This is a genomic window from uncultured Pseudoteredinibacter sp. (assembly GCF_947502065.1).
Taxonomy (GTDB): domain Bacteria; phylum Pseudomonadota; class Gammaproteobacteria; order Pseudomonadales; family Cellvibrionaceae; genus Pseudoteredinibacter.
In genome coordinates this window covers 401,656-419,895 of the sequence record NZ_CANMYE010000001.1, presented here as the reverse complement: position 1 = coordinate 419,895, position 18,240 = coordinate 401,656, and the positions used below count along the sequence as shown (strand labels likewise).

Below are 18,240 nucleotides of genomic sequence, written 5' to 3'. Positions count from 1 at the left end.
CCAAAATAAAAACCGCTTAAATGGCAATGCAAAGATTCTCTAGTGTTTCCGGTGCTTTGGTCATTTTTTGATAAGAAGATTCAGTGACCAATACCGTATCGGAGAATCGAAACCCGCCCAAGCCTGGTATATAGATACCGGGTTCAATACTGAAAATCATATTGGCTTCTATCTTATGTTGGTAGCCCTCTGCTAAAAACGGTGCTTCATGATCAGTTACACCAAAACTGTGCCCAGTTCTGTGCAATAGATAATCACCATAACCTAAATCTCGTAAGCGCTGATTTACTTTGTCATCCAACTCAGACATACACTGCCCTGGCCTTAATAACTCATAGGCCAGCTCTCTGGCTTCCAGCATTGCTGCAAAAGGTTTTTTAGCAGCCTCTGGTACTTGCCCTAAAAAGAAAGTTCTCTCTAGCTCAGCCCCATAACCATTGGCACTTCCCTGAACAATAGTCACATTGGGCCCACCTTCGGCCAAGGTAGCAAAGATCTCACTAAAATTATGAGGGTCGTCCGAAAGCACACCAGGCTGAGTAACGGCATTGAATTTACTGTTTATCAAATTACTCGTCGGGTTCTCCAGCAATAATTTTTGCATAAGCTGGGAAGAGACTTCTTTATGAATAAGCACTGGCAGCTGACCTGGCGCGGCCATTTCCAATAGAGTTTTATGCCCCTCGGTCAATAGATCGCAGCAATATTGAATACGCTGAATCTCGAATGCTGATTTAATTTGACGAAGCTGATCCACCATATCGCTTTGCACAGCTTGACCGGGAATACTGCGATAAACTTCTAAAGGGCAAAGGCTCTCTACGGCGACTCGATGGTGATCATCAATATAATCGGCTATACGATCAAACCAGTTGTGACCTACCGGAGCTGGAAACTCCAGATATTCTGCAAAATCCAATTCAATAACTGAGCGCGATTTTACATGCTCTCTTTCCAGCTTGGGCATCACAAAGATTGGCCGGCCGCTCGCAGGAATTATTAAGATAAAGGGCCGCTCATGTATAAAATTTGCGAAGTTCGTTAGATAAAAGATATTGTCTGGATCGTGACAGAGATAAAAATCGAAGCCATGGCACAGGAGCTCGGCTTGCAGCTTATCAATTCGATTTTGTACTTCGTCCGTCGGCGGATGCTGACTATGGGCTTGATTGGGAGTGGAGTCGTTACTGTTAGGGCTCATAGGCTTATCCTCTTTTTAATCAAGGATAAGCCTTGTGAAAACGCTAAACTCTGCAGCTCAAACAAATTTTTGTGCCGCAGAGTTTAAATTAAGGCATTGCTACCTAGTATTGCTAGTTAGTACTTCTTAGGTCTGGTTAAGTCTGGGCTTACTCCATCGTAAAAGTTAAACCCGCGTTTGCCTGCAGACGATCAATCAGCAAACTGCCCATTGCGGCTGCCGGTGTCCAAATGCCGCCACTGGCCGCTTCTGGGTTTTTCAGCAAACATACGGCGCTTTCAGAAATCATCTTACAGGTTGAACCATAGCCTGGGTCTTTGTCACCTTTAACGCTCGCCATTAACTGATCGCCAGCACCATTGCTGCCTACAAACAAAACGTCGTAAAAGCCGTTTTCACGCTCTTCTTTGCTTGGGCCTTCACCCGGCTTTTTAGGGTCGTTCGCCATAGATTTATCTTCGGCAATAGCCTTGGCCATTGCCTCGCCATTATCACCAGGGCCGGTTAGCATCATTTCGTCGTAGGTGAAATCTTCACCATATTGATGCCCCATTAAGAAATTGGAACGGTGAATGTTCTTGGTATTAATGGTGGCCATTACAAAGGGAGCCGACCAGCTTTGTAGATCATCTTCATAGATGGGCGCCATGCCATGGGGCTGCTCTGGGCCGTTAAAGCTGCCGGTTAAGGAGAACGGATTCATTAATACATTCACCAACTCTGGATCTTTAGCGGCTGCCGCCATGGTGGCTTTGAAGCTCGCTAAAGTACCGCCAGAAAATGTGCCATTCATCGCCCTTACACGGCCCTTAACGCGTGGCAATGGCGCCGAAAGCTTATCTTGGGCAGCCTGTTGAAGAAAGTGCACGCCCAAATCAAAAGGCACTGAATCAAAGCCGCAGGAGAACACGATACGGGCACCACTGGCTTTGGCGGTTTCTTGGTGGGCGGCGATCATTTCGTGCATCCAGCCAGGCTCGCCACATAAATCCACATAGTCTGTGCCGGCTTCGGCACAAGCTTGTACTAGATCGTTACCGTAAAGCTGATACGGGCCAACAGTAGTCAATACCACCTGGGTGCGAGCCGCCATATCCTTGATGCTTTGGGGGTCACTAGCATCGGCTACCAGCATGGGGACATTATCGGGAATCCCCATCTCATCGCGCACAGCAATAAGCTTATCCTCACTGCGGCCAGCCATTGCCCAGTTGACCTCCCCTGCTACACCATATTGCTGGTTTAGGTATTCACACACTAATCGCCCGGTATAGCCTGTGGCGCCATAAACTACTATGCCAAATTCTCTGTTCTCAGCCATTTTATTCTCTCTCTTTGCCGATAATGATTGCGATCGCAAAATCGCTTAAAGGGATATTAGGGGAATCTAGCAGCTTTGGTAATGGTGGTAAGTGACAGAGATGGCGTCGTCTGCCCGATTGGACATTCGACGCCTATATCGTGGGCTGTTAGCTAGACTTTGAGCTTTCTAGCCACAAAACCAAATAGTGATAAGGCCAATACAAACAACAAAGGCATCGGCAATACGGGCACTGGTCTTGAGATAGAGGAAGCCGCAATGGCATCTAGCTCAATTAGACGGACTTCTGAAAATGCACCAGCTGAAGCCTGAATAGTTTCTAGGCGCCAATTTTGACTACTCACAACAGCAGGAAGCATGACCGTTAAATCCAACTGCTCTGCAAGAGTGGCCGCGTTGCCTGGCTGTAAAGAGTAAGTAGCTGAAATGGGCTCATCGTATACAACGGTTTCATACGATCCATTGTTATCGAGATCCGCTAACAAGCGAAAATTCGACATGGCTCGGCGAGTTCCAGCACCGGAATCGCTGCCCGCAAACAAACGGAAACCCTCAATGGAAACTCGCCCTGAGGTTCTAAATTCAATAAAGCTGCTGTCTCCAGGGTTGCCTGTCCTCATCAGAGTATGACCACCTTCAAAAGGCCCAGTAGGGCTGAAAGTACTCTCCGGTGTTGCAAAGGCATCGGAATTAACGACAACCGTTCCTTGGCTTAGGTCAAAGAGATCTGAGGAAACGGTATTGGGGTTACCATCAGCAAGACTAAATGCCGAGAAGAAAAGCGTGATTACTGTTGATTTCAATACAAGAACTTTTCTGAATCGCTGCCAGAAATAATACATGTTATTGCATCCTTCAATGGATAAATTAATAGAGTGAATTGCTTAGTTTAAAACAAGCCCAAGTAGCTTATTGGCCACTTATTATTTTACTGTCTTTATAAAGAATTCAGGTTTACAAAATATGACATTCACTTGTTAATTTTGGAGTTTGCCCATTATAGCTGCCAAAAAGTACGCCGCTTTTGACTCATGTCAGCGAATAGTGGGTATAGAAGATATAAAGGATATAGAGGGTATAGAAGGAAACTTAGACAGTAATCGGAAGGTAGCAAGGCAGCCCCAGTAACGATAGGGCAACCCTGCTAAAAGATTGATCAGATCTGGTCAAAGCCAGGAAGGCTGGCCTGTTCTTCAGCAACTGGTTTTTTGCTTTGTTTTTTCTTCTTTTTCTCTAACTGCTTTTCTTGCTTTTTAACGGCCTCTTGGGCATCGGCTTCGGCCAAGGCTAAGATCGTGGTGCCGGCATCAGGCTTTAGCTCGTCAGCCACCAAAAACGGTTTAGCCTTGCCCTTGCTATCCAGCATAAACAAAGGGGTTCGCTTATCTTGGTAGTCCGCTTGATACATTTCCCAGCTGTATTCTTCGGTGATATTGGTGCTTTTGATCTCGGCGCCTTTATTCATTTTGTTAGCGAGATCGTAATAGCTGATTTCTTCGCCAAACAATTTATGGCCTTGATAGCTATCGGCAAATTGATGTTTCTCAAAGCTGTTCATATCCCTTACAGACATCAAGCTGTAGATTCTCTCGCTGCCAAAATCTGCTCTAAAATGCACGGCTGATATCGCATTAAGATGAGCCTGCCTTGAGATAGCCAATAGATTCCCAATACCACTTAAATCTAAATAGGTTTCGGCGTGATCGGAAACGGGGTTGCCATAGAAGGTTTCCAGGCCCTCCATTCTAGCTTGGCGAATATCGTTCCAGTTGGAATCTACCAGCAAGCAAGGAATATCATGGCGCTGAAACTCTTTCGCCAAGGCGCGAGAGAAAGCATTTGCCCCCACCATAAGGAAGCCACGTGCACTTGGCTCGGCAACCCCCAGCCAGCGGGCCAATAAACGTGAGGTGCTGCTTTGCAATACCACCGTACCGATTATCATAAAGAAGGTCATCGGCACTAATAAGGCGGCCTCTTGAAAACCAGCGGCCAGTAAGCGATCGGCAAAAATAGCGGAAATAGCCGCCGCCACAATACCTCGTGGTGCAATCCAGGCTAATAGGCCACGCTCTGGCCAGCTGACATCCAAGCCCCAGGTACTGACCAAAATTTTTAATGGGCGGGCAACAAACTGCAAAACCAGTAACAGCATCAATGCTGGCCAAAAAATGTCCGCCAGCTGCTGCAAATCGATACGTGCCGCCAAAAGAATAAACAGCATAGAGATCAGCAGCAGGCTCAAATGCTCTTTAAAGTTCAAGATGGGGTGAATATCCAAATCCGATTTATTGGCCAGCCACATGCCCATTACAGTAACTGCAATTAAACCCGATTCATGAACAACAGCATTGGAGCCGCTAAAAGCGATTAACACCAAGCTTAAGGTGGCAATGTTCTGCAGGTATTCGGGGATAAGGTTTTTGCTGAGGAGTAGGCCCAATACTATGCCGGCGGCAATACCAATTGCAGTACCAGCGGCTACGGCCTCTAAAAACAACAATAAAACATGGCTAGCAGGAAGATTGTTAACACTGGCAAGAATAAACTCAAAAGTAATAACCGCCATCAAGGCACCAACCGGATCAATGGCTATACCTTCCCAGCGTAAAATATTGGCAATCTTTGCTGTCGGCCTTACCGCCCGAAGCATTGGCACAATAACGGTTGGGCCAGTCACAATAACGATGGCCCCAAACAAAGCACTGACTTGCCAACTGAATTCAAAAATCAGATGAGTAGCAACCGCCACCACAACCCAGGTAACCAGCGCCCCAACCGTGATCATGCGCCGAACCACCCTATCGACGCCCTGAATCTCTTTTAAATTTAAGGTTAAGCTGCCTTCAAAAAGAATAATTGCGACGGACATGGAAACCATGGGCATTAATAAATCGCCCAGCATTGCATCTGGATTGATCCAGCCGCTCACCGGTCCTGCAATCAAACCACTCAATAATAGAAACAAGATAGCGGGCAGCTTTACCCGCCAAGCCAACCACTGGCAAAGCATGGCGACAACGAGTACTAATGCAAGAGTGAGTTCCAAATGAGGCATCGGGTATCCTTATGGTGTTTTTCTGCAAGCATAACAGCATAAGCCATAGTAAGCCCTAGGGCACACAGAGGAATGGCTTTTAATATATAGATAACAAGCAAAAGGAGACCCAATAATTGAAGTTTTAAGCGCCAAGCCTCCTGGGTTTGGCATGATTTTACAAATGCTTGTAAAAGTGCTGAGAAAACAATAAATTAGGGCTTTAGACAAAGGAATGCAGCTAGGTATTAAAATGGACACCATCCTATTATTTCCGATATCCCCGAATTATTAAGACGCGTCCGCTTTTTGGTTTTATTTATACCGGTCTGTTGAATAAGCTGTTAGAACTCAATCAAATTCAAACAAGGAGAGATAAATGAATCACGATGATGGATATATAAGACGGCTCGGAATTGCTGAGAGGAGATCTCTGGTTATGCCGGCCGTTATTTCAGTTATAGCGCTATTTTCCTTTATTTACGTCGTGAGTATTACACCAGAAATCATTGGAAAAGAACTCTCGTTCTATAAAGTTCTCTATGCAATCTTGATGGGGTTGCTTGGTGCCTGTTTATACCTTCTATACAACACGCTGGGTGTGATCACGGAGCAACGAATTTCTGTGCACGACCCGCGAAACTTTGTTCGGCTAATTGTTGGTCCTATAGCAGGCTGGATTACATTCGTTTTAATAGAGGATGCGCCTGGAAGTCAAAAATTATGGCTCCCATTTCTTGCGGGATTTAGCTCAGATTTAATGGTTGGAATTATCAACCAAATGATAAGGGCTGTTAAATATACGCTAGGCATTGAACAGCCTCATGAATCGAAGTCCTAACAATGCCTGCCAGGGGTACCTCCGCACCGCGTGCTCCGGCTCCTGCCTGCGGCGTTAACCCCTTTCAAGAACTAAACCCCAAGTATCAAGGAAGATGTATGAAGCTCAAGAAACTTAAAATTCAAAACTTTCGAGCATATCAAGAAGAAACGGAAATCCCTTTCGATAACATGACCGGTCTTATTGGCAGAAATGATGTTGGAAAAACAACGATACTCGACGCGCTTGGAATATTTTTTGGGCATAAGCTATGCAAGTATGAAGCAGGGGATAAATGTGTATATGCTGGTGAAAATGACGATGTGATCATTACGTGCGAGTTTGACGGGCTACCTGAAGAAATAGTCCTAGATGCTACATCTAGAACCAGTCTTGAGCGAGAATACCTGCTAACTGAAGAAGGTACGCTTTCACTATCGAGAGTGTTTAAAAAAGGAAAAGGTGCAGGAGCATATGTAGCTAATTGCATTCACCCTAGCGCCAGAAGTGCTAAGGGAATTCTTCTAAAAAAGAACGAAGAGTTGAAATCAATTGCACAATCGCTTGAAATAGAGGCAGATGATAATCGATCAAATGTAAGCCTGCGAGAAGCTATCTACGGGGCAGTTGACGATCTTAAACTTAAGGGTCAATCTGTAGCCCTGTCAAAGGAAGATGGAAAAGCGATTCTAGAACAAATACAAAATCATTTGCCTCATTTTGCATTGTTTAGAGCAGACAGGCCGAGTACTGATGAAGAAGCAGAAGTTCAAGACCCAATGAAAGTGGCTATTTCTCAGGCAATTGAGGATATATCTCCACAGCTAGAAGATATTAAAAACCAGGTAAAGGGAAGAGCTCTTACCGTCGCAAACAGCACCCTAACTCATTTGGCTGATTTAGATCCCGAGCTTGCTATGTCGCTTACTCCAGATTTCAAGGCAGACCCCAAATGGGAAGGTATTTTTAAACTCTCATTATCCGGGGACGATGAAATCCCTATAAACAAGCGAGGAAGTGGAGTAAGGCGATTGATCTTGATCAGCTTTTTTAAAGCAGAAGCAGAGCGCATCAAACGAGAATATCAGGATCGAGGTGTTATCTACGCAATCGAAGAGCCTGAAACATCACAACACCCAGACAAGCAAAAGTTACTCGTCGAAGCATTTTCTGAGATGGCTGATAAAGATGGCTGCCAAATAGTCATTACTACTCATGTTCCTGCTCTTGCTGAGCAGCTTCCTATCGAAAGCATAAGGCATATCTTCAAAAATCAGGAAGGTGAAATTGCAGTTAACTCTAACCAAGAAAATGTATATAAACTTATCGCTAGAGATTTAGGCGTACTCCCTGATAGTAGGGCGCAGGTGATCGTTTGCGTTGAAGGACCAAATGATATTGCATTCTTTAAAAACCTATCTGCTCTCTTACTCGATGAAGGTCATATAGTGCCTGATTTCGAAAATGATCCAAGAATAGTGTTACTTCCACTGGGAGGAGACACCCTTAGAGATTGGGTTAATGGTCACTATCTTAAAAATATTGGCAAGCCAGAAGTACATATTTACGATCGGGATGAACAGAACCCTCCTAAATATCAAGGAACATGTGATGCGGTAAATGCTAGAGACGATGACTCCATAGCATTCATTACATCCAAGCGAGAAGCTGAAAACTATCTACACTCAGATGCAATTAAAGAAGCTCTTGATATTCAGGTTAATTTTACAGACGACTGTGATGTGCCATCGCTAGTAGGCGCTGAAATGGGAGTCAATGATAGGACTGCAAAGAGAAGATTGAATCGAATTGCAGCCAAAAAAATGACTAAAGAGAGACTTGACGAGAGAGATCCAGATGGTGAACTTTTTGTTTGGTTTAATGAAATACTGCAAAGATGTAGCTAGGGCTAACAAGGCTCTGCTATCGGACAAGCTTTGCGCAAGGCGCAGCGTTAGCGGTCCGGGATATTGAGACATATGGATAGATTTAAACAAGAGCTAAAAAAAGCCATCGCGAACCATTATGCGAGGGTTCGCGAATTATATGATGATCTATACGGTTACACTCTTTATACCGATGGCAGTCTTTGTAGCATAGGACCTGTCTGCAATCGGGAATCAGATATTACAGTTCCAGAATCAGATGAGATGTATCCCTACTACAAGTACAGTGCAGTAGGGTGGTCGAACTTTGAAGATTTTGGTATCTTTGATGGTGTAAACAGCCGGCTAGCGAAAATAATGGACTGTGATCACCCTGAGTGGATAGAAAGGCGTCAAGAAGTTCTGGAGGCATGCCTATGCACTCTGTCCGAACTAGATAAAAGTAATTTATTTGAGCCTAAAGATTCTGGCAGGTTCATTGCTATTTGCATAGCTGATTCTGATGATCCAATCATGAAGAAGTCGGCTAAGCTGCTGAATAGCTCTAGTGTATATGAGGCATACGCAAAAGAGTTTTCTTAAACATGGCCGCAGCTAATAAGTTGCTGCATAGAGATTTCATGGATCAAATTATAGCGAACATATTCGCTGAAATCGAAGACACCTTTGTAGGTGTTTTAGAGTCGTTAGAAATTAAAGCAGAGATCTACGCATGTGGTTTCTGGCTTTTCTATTGTGATTACACAGTGATTAGCCCTCCATGCTTTGCCTACAACGCATCTTATAATGAAAAATATGATAGGTGGGCCCCTTCAGAGTGGGAGGTAGATGTTGATGATTCCGTTTATGATGCTCTAACCCCTGTTTATGAAAAGCTATCAAAACTCATGGAGGGAAAGTCTGATGAGGAATGGGGAAAACTAATAGAATATCAGTGGAAATTCTATTCCGAGCTTTGTTATAAACTAAATTCAGAAATTCATAACCAAGATTCTCCTTTTAGAGGTTGGCCTAAATGTAATGACTTTGTGATCGGCATTTTTGAGGAACGCGAGGGCGAGGAAGTCTATAAAGAACTCGCTATTAGTAGTTTAAGCTATGAAAAGGCCAAAGAGCTATGCGTAATATAGCCACAACCAACAAGACGTTCAGGCCAGAACACATGTTAATCGCATGCACCATTTAGCGGAGCGTTATGCATAACATGATAAAACTGACAATTTTAACTTTGGTTTTGCTTCTCGGCCCGCTTGCGAATGCATGTGAGCCTGTTATTAGCTCGGACAAAAAGCCGCTGAAAGAAACAATATCTAATTCATTTGATGAAGCCGATCTGGTTGCGATCGTATATGTACAAAATATCTCCAAAGACAATGACTCTGGGGAAGTAGACACCCATTTTAAAGTCCTTGAATCATTTAAGGGGCTAGAAGATGACTTCAGCACCGGATGGGTCGCTGGGTGTTGCTTGTGCCAAAAGCACTTCGAGCAAGGCAAAGCTTATGTAATCTATGCTTTGAGGCCAGATGATCATCGGAAATACTGGGAGATTAATGGATATGGGCCGAGTAAATCCATTACTCAACTTTCAGTAAGTGAATTTTCCCAATTAAGGAAACTTAGTAAGTAAGTGCATTACAAGGTAAAGCACCAACGAACGGCAAAAAGCCACCGTACTGGACAGCCATTGCTTCACTCTGCTGCGCTGTGGCTGCCGGTGTGCTGAAACTCGAACCCTTAGAATGAGCATGAAGCCCAAGATTCGTAAAATATTAATTATTATAGGCATTACCTTGGCATGCATGATTGTCATCGCTATTATATTCCCTAGAGCACTTTTTATCTTATGGATATTAATAGCACCAATTATCTCACTAATATTATTTCCCTTTTATATAACAGCTAAATTCATAGATATTCTTTATCCGGCCTTACTGCTATCAACATTACTTTCAGTTAGTTTGGCAATCAGTATTAAAAACAAGGCCAATGTTAAATTACGATTTACCGTATTAATTTCCTCAATACTATTCGTATCTATCTATTTCCCAATATCTAAGTACTTAGGCGAGTCTTACATCAGAAATACTGCAATTGAAAAATATAACCAAGAAGCCAAAGACGTTAGGCTTAACCTAAAAAGTTGGTACAAAGTCGGCCCATCTGATTTTATAGGGCTACCAGGTCATGGTAGACATTTAGGAAATTCACACGGTTATATTTACATTGACTCATGTAAAAGCAATTGGAGCTTTTTTAAGCGAGACTATATTAAAGCTAATCATTGTGACGATGGACTTAACAAAAAGCAGTAGTCGCCCCAAAAAGGGCTGGGAAGAAATATATTGGTAGGCCGAGAGAAAAAGACAGTACGCTGCAGCAAATAGCGTCAGTGCCGATAAACCATTAGCTGCCCCCTTCCCTCTCACAGGCCGCCGCTTGATTAACGAAAAATCAAAACGGCAGCCACCTTCAGAATCAGCCTTCTTGCCCTACTGAGCCTAAGGATTGATTACCAATCACCCAAGTGATGACCAAGAATATGCTTAGATTTAGCAATGATATGCTCGCTATGCCCAACAATCAGCGGGTCTGGGCGGCGTACAACATGCTCATCTTTATCTGGGTAAGGCAAGCTATTCAAGAAGTGCATCATGCAGGCTAAGCGTGCGCGCTTTTTGTCATTGGATTTCACAATAGTCCATGGCGCATCGGCGGTATCGGTGTAGAAGAACATTGCCTCTTTCGCTTCGGCATACTCATCCCACTTACTTAAAGAAGCCTTATCGATTGGCGATAGCTTCCACTGTTTTAGCGGATCGTTACCACGGCTTTCAAAACGGCGGCGCTGCTCATCCTGGCCTACAGAGAACCAGTATTTGAATAGGCGAATACCACTGCGCACCATCATGCGCTCTAACTCAGGAGTCTGGCGCATAAATTCCAGGTATTCTTCTGGAGTACAAAACTCCATTACACGCTCTACACCAGCACGGTTATACCAAGAGCGGTCAAACAGTACCATTTCACCACGGGTTGGTAGGTGCTTTATGTAACGCTGGAAGTACCACTGCCCAGCTTCGTTTTCAGTGGGCTTTTCAAGAGCAACGACTCGCGCACCACGAGGATTTAGGTGCTCGGTAAAACGCTTAATGGCACCACCCTTACCGGCCGCATCACGACCTTCAAAAATCATTACAATTTTTTGGCCAGATTCTTTCACCCACTTTTGAACTTTTAACAGCTCAATTTGAAGTTGGCGCTTTTTGCGATCGTAATCTTGGCGCTTTAGTTTGGTTTTGTAGGGGTACTCACCACTGAGAAATAGCTTTCGAATCGCTTCAGGGTCTTTGCGTACTTCGGCCAAGTGGTGTAAATGATCCACTGAATCCTCACCTTCCACCATGGCGCTGGCGGCTTCACCAGCTAAGGTTTCCAATGTCTCCTCGTTCACAGCGCTAAAATCGACCTCGGCCAATTCGCTGGTATCCGGTAGGCTAGTGTTCACTGTATCGTCTTTCACGGGTTTCTCTCCTAGTTTTAAATGCTTCCACTTGGCTGAGCTGAGTTTTTAACAGGCCTTTTTGCTAGCTTCATTAGAAACCAAGGCCGACAGAAGCTCAATTAGTTTATATGTTCAGTATTACACTTATATACCATAGGAAAGAACGCAATTTGCTGATCTAAAACAAGTAAAGAATGGCCTTGTTATCTGGGCTGATAAAAACGCTCAAAAGTACTATTTTTAGCTTAAAAACCGCCGCTTTCGGATAACAAAACCACACCCCAAATTCATACCCATAATTCATGCCATTATTAGAGATTTGCCATACCTTCGTCCCAGCTAATAACTGGCTGGTAGCCAAGCTCTGAGCGTGCCTTATCGTCTTTCAAAGTACAGTTGCGAGACATCACCATGACGGTGTAATTATTCAGCGGCGGCTCGCCACTTAGATTGAGCCAGCGCCAGCTATTTTCGCAAATTGCCCCTAAGGCACTGGCCAGCCAGAGCGGAAGATTTTTATTGCCCAGTTGCAGCTGCTTACTGGCCGCCATGCCTTCGATCATATCCCGTAAGCTATGATCGCCATCATCCAATACAAAGTAGGCCTCACCGCCCTCGCCTTTATGCAGTGCCAGTTTGATGGCGTGAATCAGGTTATCAATATGGGTTGATGAGGTCATCGCTTGACCGTGGTTTATCCATACCCAAGCATTTTGCTTGGCCATTTTTTCAATGGCGGGCAATAAGGTTTGATCGCCGGGGCCCCAGATAAATCTTGGCCGTATTACCAAGCAAGGCATCTGTTCGCTGTTAGCCGCCATAACCCGCTGCTCGGCTTGTGCCTTACTGGCACAATAGGGGTAAGGGGAATCTGGGGCTAGTGGGTAGCTTTCATCAGCATGATGTAAATCTTGGCCATGAACCAAGCCTGCCTCGGTGCCAATATGAATAAAGCGCTTTACTCCGGCTTGCTTAGCCGCGGCGAGCATATTCTCGGTGCCGATTACATTGGCCTTGTGCCAAGCGTCTTTTGGCCCCCACTGCTCTACATAGGCCGCGCTGTGTATCACAGTGTCGCAGCCGGCAATATGCTCGGCATCTATCGATTCCAGATCACAGCGTTTAGGGGTTCCCCCTAGGGATTCTATAAGTTGATCGCTCTCAGCCCTGCGAGACATGGCGACGACTTCATGGCCTTCTTTTACCAGCATTTGCAAGGCAGCCTTGCCCACAAAGCCAGAAGCTCCAGTAAGGAAAATTTTCATGGTATTGCCTATTCGTTATTGTTGTTTTATCAGGGCCTGTTAACACCAGTTCGGTCGTCACTGCCGAATTGGTGTTAACAGGCCCTAGCAAACCATACTTTATTCCGAAGCTACTAAGTTGCCATAGTGAACTTACAGTTATTTACAGAGAAATTTGAAGGCCTTGGATTATTCGCTCGCGTCTTACAGAACATCAATATGATTCACTAACAGTTGTAAGCTGCGACGGCCACGAAACTCATTGACGTCCAATTTGTACGATAGATGTAAGCGCTCGGCTCGATAATTCGGCCATTGAAGAGTATCAACATTAAAAGCGATGGCATCAATAAGCTGCTGACTGCCCTCTTCTAGGCTGACCGTAAATTTTAGATGTCGATCACCCACTATTCTTTGATTAACCAAATAAAACTCGCCATCAAAACTAGGCTCTGGGAAGTTTTGCCCCCAAGGGCCAGCACTTTGGAGCATCTCTGCCATCGGCATGGAAAGCTCATTGGCCGCTAAGGCACCATCGCTATTAATTTTGGCCTGTAGGTCATCATTACTGAGCTGCTCGCGCACCACTTCATCAAAGGCAGTTTGAAATTCAGCAAAGCGATTTTTCGCTAGGCTCATGCCTGCTGCCATGGCATGCCCGCCAAATTTATTCAGTAGGCCTGGGTTGCGCGCGGCTACTGTATCTAGGGCATCTCGTATATGTAAGCCTTGAATGGAACGGGCCGAGCCCTTGATGGTGCCGGCTTCACTGTCTTCATCGGCAAAAATGATCACCGGGCGATGGTATTTATCTTTGATGCGCGAGGCCAAAATACCAATAACCCCTTGATGCCAATCAGCTTGGTACAGTGTGAGCCCCCAAGGCATATCGGCTTCATCCAAAGCCAGTTGCGATAAGGTCGCCATGGCTTGTTTTTGCATAGATTGCTCGATGCTTTTGCGATCGCGATTTAAATCATCTAATTGGGTTGCCAGTTCGGCCGCTAAGCCTTCATGGGGTGCCAACAAACAATCGATACCTAGGCTCATATCATCAAGACGGCCTGCGGCATTTAAGCGTGGCCCCAATACAAAACCTAAATCGACCGAGCTGATTTTATTGGCGGGCCGACCGGCGACATTTAACAACGCTTGAATGCCCGGCCGCGAATGGCCAGCACGGATACGCGCTAAGCCCTGCTGCACTAGGATTCGATTGGGATGATCTAAAGTCACCACATCGGCAATCGTGCCCAAAGCTACCAAATCCAATAGGCTGGCTAGATTAGGCTCTGCTATAGCTTGTTCAGCGAACCAGCCTTGCAATCGTAACCTAGCCCGCAGAGCCAACATGACATAAAAGATCACCCCCACACCCGCCAAGTTTTTACTTGGAAATTCGCAGCCTGGTTGATTCGGATTCACTATCGCTACCGCATCGGGCAGCTCCTCGCCTGGCAGGTGGTGATCGGTAACCAGCACTTCCATGCCGAGCTCCTGCGCCCGAGCAACGCCCTGCACACTAGAGATGCCGTTATCTACCGTCACCAGTAAATCAGGTTTATCGGGTGCATTCGCGGCTACTTCTACAATTTCTGGGGTTAGGCCATAACCGTATTCAAAACGGTTAGGCACTAGGAAATCGACTTGCTGCAGCCCCATCGACTGCAAAGCCAATGTGGCCACGCTGGTGCTGGTGGCGCCATCGGCATCGAAATCTCCAACAATCAAAACCTTTTGCTGCTGCTGCAAAGCAAGCTCTAAGCGATCAACCGCTTGGGCCATGCCCTTGAGCAAATCAGGTGAAGGAAGTTTAGCCAGCTGCAGCTCAAGCTCTGCCAGTTGCGCAATCCCCCGGCTGGCGTAGATACGCTGCAATAAAGGGGGTAAATCTGATTGTTGTAATTCAGCACTGGGGTCTGATTGGCGTTGGTGAATAACGGTGTTCATTAATAAATGATGGCCTTGGATCTATGCACTTATCAATGGCTTGCTAAGTACGCTGTTGGAATATCCAGAGTATAACTGCCTTGACCCGCAAACAGCGAACCATTAAATTAGCCAGCATTAACCGAACCATCATTCAACTTTAATAGGTGAGCAAATAATGTCCAAATCGATTCTACGTATGCCTGCCAGCAGCGCCGGCGGCGAAAGCAGCCCTATTGACCCAAGCAAGCTCATTAGCGGTCAACCCATGCAAGAAACCCATAATATGTTCACTAATACAGCCGAGAATTTTTTCTGTGGTGTGTGGCGCTCAGATGCAGGGAAATGGAATATTGAATACAGCGAAGATGAGTTTTGCTACATGATCAGCGGCGAAGCCATTATCTGTAGCGAAGATGGGCAAACCGAAACGGTAAAAGCCGGCGATGCCTTTACCATTCCGGCTGGCTTTAAGGGCACCTGGGAGAGTATTGGGCACGCCCAAAAGTTTTACGCTATTTACGAAGAAAGCGAATAATCAGTTTTAGATTGTAAAGTGTTTTGAGCTTCGCTCTATGGATTGGAGTGGGCTCAAGATGACTGCGACAAAATTAATTATCAGAATGAAAAATCGAAGGGGAGATAAAAATGGTGCGACGTTTAGTTTTCCTATCCTAGCCGGTAAACCGGTGTGATTGGCTTCCTGCCTATCTCCTTAGTGCAAATCGACTTAAACACTTCCTTGCTTCGATTTGACCTAAACGCCGCCAGTTTCCTTACAAACTTGTCAACCAAAACTAAATAGTTAATTAACTAATTTATATTTCGATTGTGAACTCAGTATAGATGGCAAAATAAAAATAAACAGTGCTGCTTTTGAAAAATCACTAGAACTGGTTAGCAGTTTCGATTTTTTCGGACAGTATTTATAAAATATATTTTGTCGCCACCCAATATGAAACATAGGTTAACGGATAAGGAAATAAAGTCTAGTGAGAGCGCCATGAAATACGTTTATATTCCAGCAAGAAAAATAAACCCTCACCACCAAAGCGGTAGCTTTTATTTTTTGCTCACCTAATTTAGTTTTATTTTGATCAATAAAACAGCGAACAAAAAACCTACAGCAAATATTAAAAAACGCTACTTTAAAAACAAAAAAACCGCTTGCTGTTTTAGCCAAGCGGTTTTTATAAACGATTTATTTGTTAACTTACCAAATATAAACGCGCTCTTCAGGCGGCAAGTACATACCATCACCCGGTTTCACATCGAAAGCTTCATAGAATGCATCGATATTAGGCATCACACCGTTTACACGATACAAAGCTGGTGAGTGAGGATCGGTTTTAAGCTGCTTGCTTAAATACTCATCACGCGCCTTGCTACGCCAAGCTTGAGTCCAACCTAGGAACACACGCTGCTCACCGCTAAAGCCATCGATTACTGGTGAAGGCTTACCGTTTAAGGTTGCCTTATAAGCTTTATAGGCAATGCTCAAACCACCAAGGTCACCAATGTTTTCACCAATGGTTAGCTCGCCATTTACATGCTCGCCTGGTAGCGGCTCAAACTTATTGTATTGATCGATAAGCTTTTTAGTGCGCTCTTTAAACTTGGCCAGATCTTCATCAGTCCACCAGTTACGCAGATAGCCATCACCATCGTAACGTGAACCCTGATCATCAAAACCGTGACCAATTTCGTGGCCAATAACACCACCAATCGCACCATAGTTAACCGCATCATCCGCTTCTAGATTAAAGAACGGCGGCTGCAAAATGGCAGCAGGGAATACGATTTCGTTCAGAATTGGGTTGAAGTAAGCATTAACCGTTTGTGGGCTCATCCCCCAACGCTCGCGGTCAACAGGCTTGCCCAACTGATCGATCATGTAGTCGTGCTCAAACTGGCGAGCGCGCTGCATATTACCCACTAGATCATCGGCTTTAAGCTCTAATGCGCTGTAATCACGCCACTTATCCGGATAACCAATCTTAGTGCGGAATTTGCTGAGCTTATCTTTCGCTGCAACCTTGGTCTCATCACCCATCCATTCCAGCTTATCGATGGAATCGCCATAGGCCGCGATCAAGTTGTTAACCAGCTTCTTCATGCGAGCTTTGGCTTCTGGTGGGAAGTGACGCGCTACGTACTCCTGACCTAAAAGCTCACCTAGATTGTTGTTAAGGGCGCTTACTGCACGCTTCCAACGATCACTTGGCTCTTTTACGCCATATAAATGTGCACTGCGGAAATCAAAACGGGCATCAAATAACGGCTTATGCATTTCTGAGCCGTAGCTGTCCATTAGATGAAGCTTGAAATAGAGCTTCCAGGTTGCTAGATCTGTGTCATTAATGATCTTGGGAAGCGCCTGCAAATAACTTGGCTGATAAACAATGTATTCTTTTTGGCCAGCAACACCGGCCGCCTTTAAGAAGCCCTGCCAAGCATCGGCACCGATGTCAGACATCCAGCCATTGATTTCTTCATTGCTTATGCGGTTGTAGGTCTTTTCGCTATCGCGGTTTTCAACCTTGGTCCAGTGGTGCTCAGCCATGGCTTTTTCTAAAGCGTACACTTTAGCGGTATCGCCTTTTAGGCCAGCCAAGTCGGTCAGCGCTTGCAAGTATTCTTGATACTTTGCCTGGGTCTTTTTAGCTTTTTCGGTATCGTCAAAGTAGTAATCGCGATCCGGTAAGCCTAGGCCATCTTGAACGAGATACACCACATTGGTATTTGGATCTTTTTTATCGGCGTATACCCAGAAGGCAGCTGGCGCACGATCGCTCATAATGCCGACGCGAGCGAAGTATTCCACCACATCTTTTTTGCTTTGCAGCTTATCGATGGCGGCAAACTCGGATTCTAAGGGCTTCATGCCCAACTCGTTCGCCAAGTTTTCATTCATATAGCTGTTATACAAATTGCCAATTTGCTGACCTGAGGCCGAGCCGGCTTTTTGCGAGACTTCTTCAATAATCGCACGAATTTGCTTTTTGCTGTTTTCAGCCAAGACATTGAACGTGCCCCAACGGGACTTATCATCCGGGATCTGATGAGTATCCAACCAATGGCCATTGGTGTGGCGGAACATATCATCAGCCGCCTTCACACTTTTATCCATGCCAGTGGTATCAATACCGGAGTTCATAATGACTTGTTGAGCACTTTGCTCAGCATCAGCCTTGGCTACTTTGTCACCACCCGTTTGGGGGCCGCTACAGGCGCTTACCGCTAGGGCAACGGCGCATACCAGTAATTTTTGTTTCATCTTCCTCTCCTGTTCGGATT

General features: G+C 45.1%; 15 protein-coding genes. 7 read left to right on the top strand and 8 right to left on the bottom strand.

Annotation, left to right across the window (positions count from 1 at the left end; translation table 11 throughout):
- Nucleotides 1–16: 16 nt before the first annotated feature.
- The 4 genes from Q1A41_RS01815 to Q1A41_RS01800 form a co-directional block, all read right to left on the bottom strand.
- Nucleotides 17–1,201 (bottom strand): Xaa-Pro peptidase family protein, encoded by a 1,185-nt coding sequence (locus Q1A41_RS01815; RefSeq protein ID WP_299973869.1) that lies wholly within the window; start codon nt 1,199–1,201, stop codon nt 17–19.
- A gap of 148 nt (nt 1,202–1,349) precedes the next feature.
- Complete coding sequence (locus Q1A41_RS01810) at nt 1,350–2,522, bottom strand: saccharopine dehydrogenase NADP-binding domain-containing protein (protein ID WP_299973866.1); 1,173 nt, start codon at nt 2,520–2,522, stop codon at nt 1,350–1,352.
- Nucleotides 2,523–2,674: 152 nt separating this feature from the next.
- Nucleotides 2,675–3,325 (bottom strand): hypothetical protein, encoded by a 651-nt coding sequence (locus Q1A41_RS01805; protein ID WP_299973863.1) that lies wholly within the window; start codon nt 3,323–3,325, stop codon nt 2,675–2,677.
- 353 nt (nt 3,326–3,678) lie between these two features.
- Nucleotides 3,679–5,580: a sodium:proton antiporter gene (locus Q1A41_RS01800; RefSeq protein ID WP_299973860.1), complete on the bottom strand. Its 1,902-nt coding sequence runs from the start codon at nt 5,578–5,580 to the stop codon at nt 3,679–3,681.
- Nucleotides 5,581–5,938: 358 nt separating this feature from the next.
- Here Q1A41_RS01800 and Q1A41_RS01795 point away from each other — a divergent pair, with 358 nt between their 5' ends.
- The 6 genes from Q1A41_RS01795 to Q1A41_RS01770 all read left to right on the top strand — a co-directional run bounded on the left by Q1A41_RS01795 (nt 5,939) and on the right by Q1A41_RS01770 (nt 10,580).
- Entirely contained in the window at nt 5,939–6,400 is a 462-nt protein-coding gene (locus tag Q1A41_RS01795) for a hypothetical protein (protein WP_299973858.1), read from the top strand.
- A 98-nt stretch (nt 6,401–6,498) separates the two neighbouring features.
- Nucleotides 6,499–8,286, top strand: a complete 1,788-nt coding sequence (locus Q1A41_RS01790; protein WP_299973855.1) for an ATP-binding protein — start codon at nt 6,499–6,501, stop codon at nt 8,284–8,286.
- 72 nt (nt 8,287–8,358) lie between these two features.
- Entirely contained in the window at nt 8,359–8,847 is a 489-nt protein-coding gene (locus Q1A41_RS01785; protein ID WP_299973852.1) for a DUF4303 domain-containing protein, read from the top strand.
- A 2-nt stretch (nt 8,848–8,849) separates the two neighbouring features.
- Nucleotides 8,850–9,395 (top strand): hypothetical protein, encoded by a 546-nt coding sequence (locus Q1A41_RS01780; RefSeq protein WP_299973849.1) that lies wholly within the window; start codon nt 8,850–8,852, stop codon nt 9,393–9,395.
- A 65-nt stretch (nt 9,396–9,460) separates the two neighbouring features.
- A complete protein-coding gene (locus Q1A41_RS01775) occupies nt 9,461–9,895 on the top strand; it encodes a hypothetical protein (RefSeq protein WP_299973846.1) in 435 nt (144 codons plus the stop codon).
- A 118-nt stretch (nt 9,896–10,013) separates the two neighbouring features.
- Nucleotides 10,014–10,580, top strand: a complete 567-nt coding sequence (locus Q1A41_RS01770; protein ID WP_299973844.1) for a hypothetical protein — start codon at nt 10,014–10,016, stop codon at nt 10,578–10,580.
- Between the two features lie 197 nt (nt 10,581–10,777).
- On the opposite strand, the gene ppk2 is transcribed toward Q1A41_RS01770, so the two are convergent.
- The 3 genes from ppk2 to recJ all read right to left on the bottom strand — a co-directional run bounded on the left by ppk2 (nt 10,778) and on the right by recJ (nt 14,964).
- Nucleotides 10,778–11,788, bottom strand: a complete 1,011-nt coding sequence (ppk2, locus tag Q1A41_RS01765) for a polyphosphate kinase 2 (protein ID WP_299773110.1) — start codon at nt 11,786–11,788, stop codon at nt 10,778–10,780.
- A 293-nt stretch (nt 11,789–12,081) separates the two neighbouring features.
- Nucleotides 12,082–13,035 (bottom strand): NAD(P)-dependent oxidoreductase, encoded by a 954-nt coding sequence (locus Q1A41_RS01760; protein ID WP_299973841.1) that lies wholly within the window; start codon nt 13,033–13,035, stop codon nt 12,082–12,084.
- 183 nt (nt 13,036–13,218) lie between these two features.
- Entirely contained in the window at nt 13,219–14,964 is a 1,746-nt protein-coding gene (recJ, locus tag Q1A41_RS01755) for a single-stranded-DNA-specific exonuclease RecJ (RefSeq protein WP_299973838.1), read from the bottom strand.
- 157 nt (nt 14,965–15,121) lie between these two features.
- Between recJ and Q1A41_RS01750 the strand changes: the two genes are divergently transcribed.
- Nucleotides 15,122–15,481 carry a cupin domain-containing protein gene (locus Q1A41_RS01750; protein ID WP_299973835.1) on the top strand — a complete coding sequence of 120 codons (360 nt, stop codon included), beginning with the start codon at nt 15,122–15,124 and terminating at the stop codon, nt 15,479–15,481.
- A gap of 675 nt (nt 15,482–16,156) precedes the next feature.
- On the opposite strand, the gene Q1A41_RS01745 is transcribed toward Q1A41_RS01750, so the two are convergent.
- Complete coding sequence (locus Q1A41_RS01745; protein WP_299973833.1) at nt 16,157–18,220, bottom strand: M13 family metallopeptidase; 2,064 nt, start codon at nt 18,218–18,220, stop codon at nt 16,157–16,159.
- Between the last annotated feature and the right edge of the window lie 20 nt (nt 18,221–18,240).

What these genes read in the sequence shown, in the direction of transcription:
- Q1A41_RS01815 (WP_299973869.1), bottom strand. Translation starts at nt 1,201, where the DNA reads ATGAGCCCTAACAGTAACGACTCCACTCCCAATCAAGCCCATAGTCAG.
- Q1A41_RS01810 (WP_299973866.1), bottom strand. Translation starts at nt 2,522, where the DNA reads ATGGCTGAGAACAGAGAATTTGGCATAGTAGTTTATGGCGCCACAGGC.
- Q1A41_RS01800 (WP_299973860.1), bottom strand. Translation starts at nt 5,580, where the DNA reads ATGCCTCATTTGGAACTCACTCTTGCATTAGTACTCGTTGTCGCCATG.
- Q1A41_RS01795 (WP_299973858.1), top strand. Translation starts at nt 5,939, where the DNA reads ATGAATCACGATGATGGATATATAAGACGGCTCGGAATTGCTGAGAGG.
- Q1A41_RS01790 (WP_299973855.1), top strand. Translation starts at nt 6,499, where the DNA reads ATGAAGCTCAAGAAACTTAAAATTCAAAACTTTCGAGCATATCAAGAA.
- Q1A41_RS01785 (WP_299973852.1), top strand. Translation starts at nt 8,359, where the DNA reads ATGGATAGATTTAAACAAGAGCTAAAAAAAGCCATCGCGAACCATTAT.
- Q1A41_RS01780 (WP_299973849.1), top strand. Translation starts at nt 8,850, where the DNA reads ATGGCCGCAGCTAATAAGTTGCTGCATAGAGATTTCATGGATCAAATT.
- Q1A41_RS01775 (WP_299973846.1), top strand. Translation starts at nt 9,461, where the DNA reads ATGCATAACATGATAAAACTGACAATTTTAACTTTGGTTTTGCTTCTC.
- Q1A41_RS01770 (WP_299973844.1), top strand. Translation starts at nt 10,014, where the DNA reads ATGAAGCCCAAGATTCGTAAAATATTAATTATTATAGGCATTACCTTG.
- Q1A41_RS01760 (WP_299973841.1), bottom strand. Translation starts at nt 13,035, where the DNA reads ATGAAAATTTTCCTTACTGGAGCTTCTGGCTTTGTGGGCAAGGCTGCC.
- recJ (WP_299973838.1), bottom strand. Translation starts at nt 14,964, where the DNA reads ATGAACACCGTTATTCACCAACGCCAATCAGACCCCAGTGCTGAATTA.
- Q1A41_RS01750 (WP_299973835.1), top strand. Translation starts at nt 15,122, where the DNA reads ATGTCCAAATCGATTCTACGTATGCCTGCCAGCAGCGCCGGCGGCGAA.
- Q1A41_RS01745 (WP_299973833.1), bottom strand. Translation starts at nt 18,220, where the DNA reads ATGAAACAAAAATTACTGGTATGCGCCGTTGCCCTAGCGGTAAGCGCC.